1 protein-coding gene is annotated in these 2,623 nt (G+C 72.9%); it reads right to left on the reverse strand.

The annotated features are described in order from the left end of the window. The coding region (locus F0Q45_RS28170; RefSeq protein WP_188113159.1) for a PE family protein at window positions 1–2,304 on the reverse strand (2,304 nt) is incomplete at its 3' end. Window positions 2,305–2,623: the final 319 nt, after the last annotated feature.

The raw sequence follows: 2,623 nt of genomic DNA on the forward strand, positions 1-2,623 counted from the left end.
CAGCCCGGAATTACCCCCGGCCCCGCCGTTGCCCGCGGTTGGGCCGGTTCCGCCGTTGCCGCCATTGCCACCGTTGCCGACTAGCACGGCGGTACCGCCTGTTCCGCCGGCGCCACCGGTCGATGCGCCGAGATCGGCCGCGCCCCCGGCGCCACCTGCTCCGCCGATTCCGAACAGCTGCCCAGCCTGGCCGCCGCTTCCGCCGGCGCCGCCTTTGACGGTTAGGCCGACCCCGCCGACCCCGCCGACCCCACCGTAGCCCAATAGTGGGGCGTAGCCGCCCTTCCCGCCGTCCCCGCCGGTGCCCGCTGCGAACCCACCGGATCCGCCGGCCCCGCCGCTGGACACCAGGAAGCCGGCGTTGCCGCCATTGCCCCCGGGACCGCCGGTTGTAGTGCCGAATCCGCCGTCTCCGCCGGCACCGCCACCGCCGAACAGCAGGCCGGCGTTGCCACCGGCCCCGCCCGCACCGCCGGTGAAGGGGCTCCACCCGCCGGCTCCGCCGGCGCCGCCGGGACCGCCGAGAATGCCTGCGTTGCCTCCGGCGCCACCGGTACCCGCGGCGATGGCGCTGAGGCCGCCGCCTCCGCCGTTCCCGCCCCCAGCGCCCACCAGCACGCCGAGCAATCCGCCGGCGCCGCCGGCCCCGCCGACGCCTGCTGCGCCGGCCAAGCCCGCTCCGCCGAGCCCGCCGTCACCACCGGCGCTCAGCAACCCGCCTGCCCCACCAGGCCCACCGGCCCCGCCACCGCCACCGCCGAAGCTGGTGAGGCCGCCGCTGCCGCCAGCGCCGCCAGTTCCGGCTATCAAGCCGCTCGTCCCGCCGGACCCACCAGCCCCGCCGTCACCGGCCGACGAGTTCCCGCCGGCCCCGCCGGTGCCGCCGGTGCCCCACAGCCCGCCAGCCCCGCCGGAACCGCCCATGAGACCGGCCGCGCCGGAGCCACCCGCCCCGCCGTCACCGAGCAACCACCCGCCGGGTGTGCCGTCTTGTCCGGTGCCCAGCTGCCCGGGCACGCCGTTACCGATCAGCGGACGCCCGGTAATTGCCTGGATGGGCGCATTGATCGTGTTCAGCGCCTGCTGCTGCAGGTTGTGCAGCGTCGAGCTGCTGGTGGGAGCATTAAAGCCGTCGAGACCCAACAGGATGCCGCTGAAACCGCCGCTGCCGGTGTTGCCTGGCATCGTGCCGGTGCCCCCGTAGCCGGCGTTGCCGCCATTGCCGATCAGCACGCCCTGGCCGCCGTTTCCGCCGGCCCCACCGGCACCACCCAGGCTCGACCCGCCGGCGCCGCCGGCCCCGCCGTTGCCCCACAACCCACCGGCCTGGCCGCCGGCCCCGCCGGCCCCGCCGACGCCGGTTTGACTAGCCCCGCCAGCCCCGCCGATCCCTCCCCAGCCGATGAGGCTGGCGCCACCGCCGGCCCCACCGGCACCGCCGGCACCGCCGATAACTCCTCCGCCGGATCCGCCAGCCCCGCCCGCACCGCCGGCAGAGACCAGCAGGCCGCCCTGGCCGCCAGCGCCGCCGGCCCCGCCGGAGCCGCCCTGGCTGGATCCGCCCGTGCCGCCGGAACCGCCGTTACCCCACAGCACCCCGGCGTTTCCGCCGTGCCCGCCGGCTCCAGCAGAGAATCCACCACCTTGGTTGGATCCGCCGGCGCCACCAGCTCCACCGTTGCCGAACAGCCACCCCGCGTTACCGCCTAACCCGCCGGCGCCGCCGGGTCCAAAAAATCCGCTAGATCCACCGACGCCGCCAGCCCCGCCACCGGCGCCGAACAGCCCACCGGTCCCGCCGGCGCCGCCGACACCCAGCAGTCCGGCGGACCCGCCGTTACCGCCGTTGAGGCCGGGCGCGCCCGACCCGCCGGCCCCGCCATCGCCGAGCAACCATCCGCCCGGCGCCCCGTTTTGCCCCGTTCCGGGGGCCCCGTTGGCACCGTTGCCGATCAGCGGGCGGCCTGTCAGGGTGTGGGCGCGTGCGTTGATTGCACTGAGCAATCCCCCTAACGGCAATGCGTTAGCGGCCTCAGCGCTGGCATACGAGCCCGCGGCCGCATTCCATGCCTGCACAAACTGGTTGTGAAAGGTCATCACCTGGGCACTCAGAGCCTGATACGACTGAGCATGCGCGCCAAACAATTTCGTAATGGCCGCCGACACTTCGTCGGCGCCGGCGGCTAGCACACCTGTTGTGGGCGCCGCTGCCCCGGCGCTGGCCGCGCTAATTGTCGATCCGATGTTGGCCAGGTCCCCGGCTGCTGCTGCCAAGATCTCCGGCGACGAAACGACGAACGACATTGCGCGCCTCTCCGATCGGAACCTGGCTGGCCCTGTTGTCAACCTCGACTCCCACGAAATCTACCCCTATATTGCTTGGAAATAACCGGATTTCGGTCGATTCGGAAACGCAAGTTGGTGGCGACCATGGGGGGCCGGAGCCATCCTCGCCCGTGAACCAGATACCCGAGGAAAACAGGTGCGACGGCTCCACGCGGGCGCCCAGCCGTTTGACCGAGCGATAGATAGTCCGCTGGTGCCCGGCCGGCCAAGCAAACGAGATAGCCCAAAAACCTACGGAACCGTCACTTTTGCCTACGTAACCGTAGCAGTCGGCAAT

This window comes from Mycobacterium simiae (assembly GCF_008370645.1).
GTDB lineage: Bacteria > Actinomycetota > Actinomycetes > Mycobacteriales > Mycobacteriaceae > Mycobacterium > Mycobacterium simiae_A.